The 6,146-nt window shown below is 37.2% G+C and carries 4 protein-coding genes; all 4 read left to right on the top strand.

Going from position 1 to position 6,146, the window contains the following annotated elements:
* The coding region (locus Q0410_RS02590) for a redoxin domain-containing protein (protein ID WP_299032556.1) at positions 1 to 482 on the top strand (482 nt) is incomplete at its 5' end.
* A 1-nt stretch (position 483) separates the two neighbouring features.
* Entirely contained in the window at positions 484 to 2,016 is a 1,533-nt protein-coding gene (gene ahpF, locus Q0410_RS02585; protein WP_299032554.1) for an alkyl hydroperoxide reductase subunit F, read from the top strand.
* A gap of 216 nt (positions 2,017 to 2,232) precedes the next feature.
* Positions 2,233 to 3,684: an IMP dehydrogenase gene (guaB, locus tag Q0410_RS02580; RefSeq protein WP_299032552.1), complete on the top strand. Its 1,452-nt coding sequence runs from the start codon at positions 2,233 to 2,235 to the stop codon at positions 3,682 to 3,684.
* 844 nt (positions 3,685 to 4,528) lie between these two features.
* The coding region (locus tag Q0410_RS02575) for a hypothetical protein (protein WP_299032550.1) at positions 4,529 to 6,146 on the top strand (1,618 nt) is incomplete at its 3' end.

The following is a 6,146-nucleotide window of genomic DNA, read 5'->3' as shown; positions in this document are numbered from 1 at the left end:
ACCTAAAGGGTTCTTACACTGTTTTACTTTTCTACCCAGCTGACTTTACCTTTGTATGTCCAACAGAACTTGAAGACATGCAAGATTCTTACAAAGAGCTAAAGGACCTTGGTGCAGAAGTTTACTCAGTATCTGTAGATACCCACTTTGTTCACAAGGCATGGCATGACAATTCTGAAGCAATTGGTAAGATTGAGTATACAATGATAGGTGATTCTAACAAGGAGCTTACAAGAGAACTTGGCCTACTTGATGATTCAGGGAAAGCCCACAGAGCAACCCTTGTAATTGACCCTGACAATGTTATCCAAACTCTAGAAATCAATGCTGACGGTATTGGTAGAAAAGCTAATCTTAATATAAATAAGGTTAAGGCTGCAAAATACGTAGCTGACCACCCAGGTGAAGCATGCCCTGCTAAGTGGGAAAGCGAAGAAGACGCAACCCTTACACCAGGACTTGACCTAGTTGGTAAAATCTAATATGTTAGATAACAATCTAAAGAACCAGTTGGCCCAATATTTCGACCTCTTACAAACAGAGGTCACTATTGGGCTTTCTGCTCATAATGACGAAAACTCAAAAAAAGTTAAAGAATTTGTAGAAGAGGTAGCAGCTCTTTCCGATAAGATTAGTCTTGTCGAAAAAGACCTAGCCCTTAAGCCTTCTTTTGAAATCAAGGGGCCCTTTGACCACGGGCAGATTATCTTTGCTGGCCTTCCCCTAGGTCACGAATTTGCATCCTTTGCCCTCGCTATGCTCCAAGCAGGTGGAGTTAAGCCAAAGGTAGATAAGTCTACAAAGTCAAGAATTAAGGGACTTGGACAGGCTAATTTTGAGACAATTGTCTCCCTATCCTGCCACAACTGTCCAGATGTAGTTCAGGCCCTAAATATCATGGCTATATTAAACCCTGAAATAAACCACACCATGATAGATGGTAGCATGTTCCAGGACCTTGCAGAAGACCGTGATGTCCTAGCTGTACCTGCAATCTTTAAAGACGGAGACTTCTTCGAAGGCGGCAAGCAGTCTATAGACAGTATTTTAGACAAACTTGGAAGCAAGGTCGACAAGGACGACTTTAAGGATAAGCCAGTATATGATAGTCTTGTCATAGGTGGTGGACCTGCGGCGGCAACAGCTGCAATCTATGCTGCAAGGAAGGGAATCACAGCCGGTATAATCGCAAGTGAATTTGGTGGCCAGGTAAATGAAACCCTAGCAATCGAAAATATCCCTGGTTTTAAATATACAGAAGGACCTACTTTCATGGGCCAAATGCAAGACCAGGTAGAATTCCTAGGAGTGGACCTAATGACTGGTGTACTTGCAAATTCTGTAGAAAAAAAGGATGACAAGGTAGAAGTCATCCTGGATAACGGAGCAAAACTTTACGCAAAGACCATTGTTATAGCTACAGGAGCCAGGTGGAGGCTAATCGGCATCCCTGGTGAAACAGAATTTAGAAACAAGGGTGTTGCCTACTGTACCCACTGTGACGGGCCACTCTTTAAGGGTAAGAATGTAGCTGTAATCGGCGGAGGCAACTCCGGTGTTGAAGCTGCAATTGACCTTGCAGGTATAGTAAAACACGTTACAGTCCTAGAATTTCTTCCTGAATTAAAGGCGGATGAAATCCTTCAGGATAAGCTAAATTCTTTAGAAAATGTTACAGTAATAACAAATGCCCAAACCACAGGCCTTTACGGAGATGGCAAGGTAGAAAGTCTTGAATATACAGACAGGATTACAGGAAAAGAGCACAAGCTTGACATAGCAGGCTGCTTTATCCAAGTAGGCCTAATTCCAAATACAGAATGGCTAGAAAACTCTGGCATAGAGCTTTCTGACAGGGGTGAAATCATCACTAAAAATGATGGATCAACCAATATCGAGAGAATCTATGCAGCTGGTGATGCTACAGATGTCTTATTTAAGCAGATAGTAATAGCTGCAGGCACTGGAGCAACAGCAGCCCTAGGAGCTTATAACTACCTTATGGTAAATGAATAAAAATATAAATCGTCCTTCGGGGCGATTTTTTTATTACAAATTAAGCTTCTAGCTAGTAATTTCTGTATTTACCAAGCTTTAATAAAATCATTAGACGGCCAGACTTATTAATGGTATAGTAAGAAAAATAATTGAATAGAGTGTTGCAAAAAGCGAGGATACTTGCTTTTAAGGGCGGATTGTTTCTATGAGTATAAAAGAGATAAGGAGATTAAAATGAAAATTATAGGCGAAGCTTTAACATTTGATGACTTACTTCTAGTGCCAGGAGCATCAGAAGTCCTACCAAACGAAGTGAAAATCAAAACCAACTTAACCAAAAAAATCAAGCTAAACATCCCACTAATGACAGCATCTATGGACACTGTTACCGAATACAAGATGGCCATAGCCATGGCCAGACAGGGCGGTATAGGTATTATTCACAAAAATATGTCTATCAAAGAGCAGGCTGCCCAAGTTGACAGGGTAAAAAGAAGCGAACACGGAGTTATCACAGACCCCTTCTACCTCCACCCATACAATAGCCTAGGAGAAGCCCTTGATATCATGGCCCACTACAGGATTTCTGGTGTGCCAATAGTTGATGATGACATGTACCTAAAGGGAATTTTAACAAACAGGGACGTGAGATTCCAAGATGACGAAAGCGTCAAAATCGATGACATCATGACCAAGGATAAGCTAATCTTAGGCTATGAGGGTATTTCCATGGAAGAGGCTATCAAGAAAATGGAATCTGGCAAGGTTGAGAAACTACCTATAGTTGACGATGAGGGTAAGCTCAAGGGCCTTATCACCATCAAGGATATAGAAAAAACCAAGCAATATCCAAACTCAGCCAGGGATGAAAAGGACAGGCTCCTTGTTGGGGCTGGAGTTGGGATCACAGGCGATATGATGGAAAGAGTCGATGCCCTTGTAGGTGCAAAGGTTGACGTTATTGCCCTAGATACTGCCCACGGCCACTCCAAGGGAGTAATGGAAGCTGTTAAAAAGATCAAGGCTAAATACCCAGACCTCCAGATAATAGCAGGTAATGTTGCCACAGGCGAAGCTACCAAGGACCTCATAGAAGCAGGTGTCGACTGTGTCAAAGTCGGTATAGGACCTGGTTCTATCTGTACAACCAGGGTTGTAACAGGGGTTGGTGTCCCACAAATATCTGCCATCATAGACTGCGTGGAAGTTGCTAAAAAATATGATATTCCAGTAATAGCAGACGGTGGTATCAAGTATTCAGGAGATATCACAAAGGCCCTTGCTTGCGGAGCAAGCGTAGTAATGGCAGGGTCCCTCTTTGCAGGTACTGAAGAAAGTCCAGGAGAGACAATCATGTTTGAAGGTAAGCAATTTAAGGAATACCGCGGCATGGGATCTCTTGCATCTATGAAATCTGGATCATCTGATAGGTACTTCCAAAATGACACCAAAAAATATGTACCAGAAGGAGTCGAAGGCCGTGTAGCTTACAAGGGCTATGTAGGCGATGTAATCTACCAAATGCTAGGTGGACTCAGGTCTGGTATGGGCTATGTCGGAGCAGCAAACCTTAATGAACTTTACGAAAAATCACAATTCGTAAAAATCTCCCCAGCCTCCCTAGTAGAAAACCACCCACACGATATTCAAATTACAAGAGAATCTCCAAACTATACAAGGAAATAAGACCAAGTTAAAACTAAGGTGAGCTTAAAGGATGGGTAAAGTCCTGCAAGCTTACCTTTTTTATTATTATAATTTGCTTTGACAATAGCTCTCAGACATAAAATTATAATATTTAGAAAAATATTTGCATTATTCTAAAGTTTAAGCAAATTGATTACATATGAAATGTATAAGTATATGTAAAATCATAAGAAAGGATTAGATTATGAAAAAAACGAAAAATTCTGCTTTTTTCTGCATTGCTTTTAAGTTCTATCACAATTGCAAATAAGAACTCTGAAGCAGCATCAATTTCTGAACACTATTCTGGAACTTTTGATAGAGCTTGGGAAAGATATGCTAGTGGTGACAATGGTAATGCTCAGCTTACTTATGGATTTAATACTTGGGCCTTTAAAGAAGACTATGCAAAAGCTAGGCACAATGCTAAATCGCATTATGCTGCTATAAAAAATGGTAATGGATGGCATACTGGAGCTGGTAAAAGTGCTGGTTCAACTTCCAGAGTTGACGTGATCCACAGCGGAACTTCAATTTCTTATTACAACAATTACTAAAATGTAGTAGTTAGAGGCTTCTATAAGTTCAATTTTCTTATCTAGTAGGCTATTACCTATCATGTATATAAGAAAATATACTTATATAAGCCTCAAGTTTTAACTTCACTTTTTGTATTAAAGGATAAGCCATGAGAAGAATAAAATAATATTTTTTTTCTATTATGGTCTTTGTTATACTTATTCTCACTGGAGAGTTGTATGCCTGGAATCTTGAAAGTTTTGAGACTGGCTATATAAGAACTTCTTTTTATTTACCAAATGATAAAGAGGAGAAAGAATATAGTTTGGAAGAAATCAAAAAAACTGCTGATGAATCTGGACTTGCAATTTTCGCTGTAGAAAGAGATATTAAAGGTCTTAGGGAAGAGAAAATCAAAGTATATGGTAATGATTTTGTTAAAAAAGTGCTTGATGATAAATCAAAAGTCCAAGAAGGTCTTTTTAATAGTTTTTCCCTAGGAAAAATCGAACTTGTCTTCAAAGATTTTGACTCCTATGATTATCCTGATAAGCTTTTAGATTTCTATCTTATCGGTGATATGGATGATGCTAGGGATTTTAAATCAACCTTAATTGATAAATATGGAGGTGAAAGTCCTAAAGAAGGATATAGCTACTACAATCCTTCCAAAGTCTTAGCAATAGTGCGGCTAGTTTCTATAGCTTTTCTGCTTATATTAAGTATTTTATTTACTGAGCTTTTTAAAAAAGAAGTATTACTTAAGTTTATCTACGGAGAAGATATAAGGTCTGAAATTTTTTCTTATATTATAAGAGAGTCGCTTATATTTTCTTTAATATACTTAGCTATATTTTTCTTGCTTAGATTTTTATTTACTACAAAGACTGACTATATGCTAAGCTTTAGTATGGCTATGCTTGCCTTATTTATAGTTCTTAATGGACTTATTTACTATAGGTTGGTTTTTTTAGACTTTAAAAGATCTATCAATAATGCAAAAACTGACAAGAAAATCTTGAGAGGGTCATACATATTTCAAATAGCCCTTAGCTTTATGGTCATAAGTTTTATATCAATTAATATAGATATGGTAAGCAAGTCCCACGCTTACATTTCTCAAAGAGATTTTTTCAAAGAGATGTCTGATTACTATTATATAAATTCTTCACTAATTGATAAAAACAAGGAGGCTAACAATGAAACTATAGTTCTTCAGGAAAATTATATAGGTTCTTTTTTGAAAAAATTTAGGAATAAAAGATTTACAAATGTTTACCTTCAAGACGGAATGAGAACTGGTAAGGCTATAATCCTATCTGCAAATAATGCAAAAAGTTTTATCCTGTCGAATACAGACCTTGACAAAGGAAGGATAAAAGAAGATGCTATAAATTTGCTTATCCCACAAAATTATGTTAAAGATGGCCTTGCTGACTTAGAAATGTTAAGCGATCTTTATTTTCCCAATGAGGAAAAATACAATACTCTAACCTATAGCAAAATTGAAACTATAGCAATTTCTAAGAATACCAGTATCCAGAGCAAAATTTACAAGGATCCCCTAATTTTTTTAGATTTAAGAAGTGAACAGAATTATTTTAACCCCATGTATATAAGTGAATTATCAATGTATAAGATGAATGATAATACTTGGAAAGAATTGCTAGCTAATAAAGATATAGACTATTTGATAAGTTATAGGACCAATGTTTATGAATTTTACCTGACCTCCCTTAGTCGACATGTACGATACTTGATCCTGTCCTTAGTATTTTTGCTTATATTTCTTATTCTTTACTATATGATGGTTAGAATTGTAATAGGACTTCACATTAAGTTTAAATCTAAGGAGATCATGGTTAAAACTATACTTGGCTATGGCTTTTTTAAAAAATACTTCAAAATATACAGAAATAACCTAATTCCTCGGATATTAGGAT

It is taken from the genome of uncultured Anaerococcus sp. (genome assembly GCF_937934665.1).
Lineage (GTDB): Bacteria > Bacillota > Clostridia > Tissierellales > Peptoniphilaceae > Anaerococcus.
Note: the sequence above shows the minus strand (reverse complement) of the source record. Positions and strands in the feature narration are given on the sequence as shown.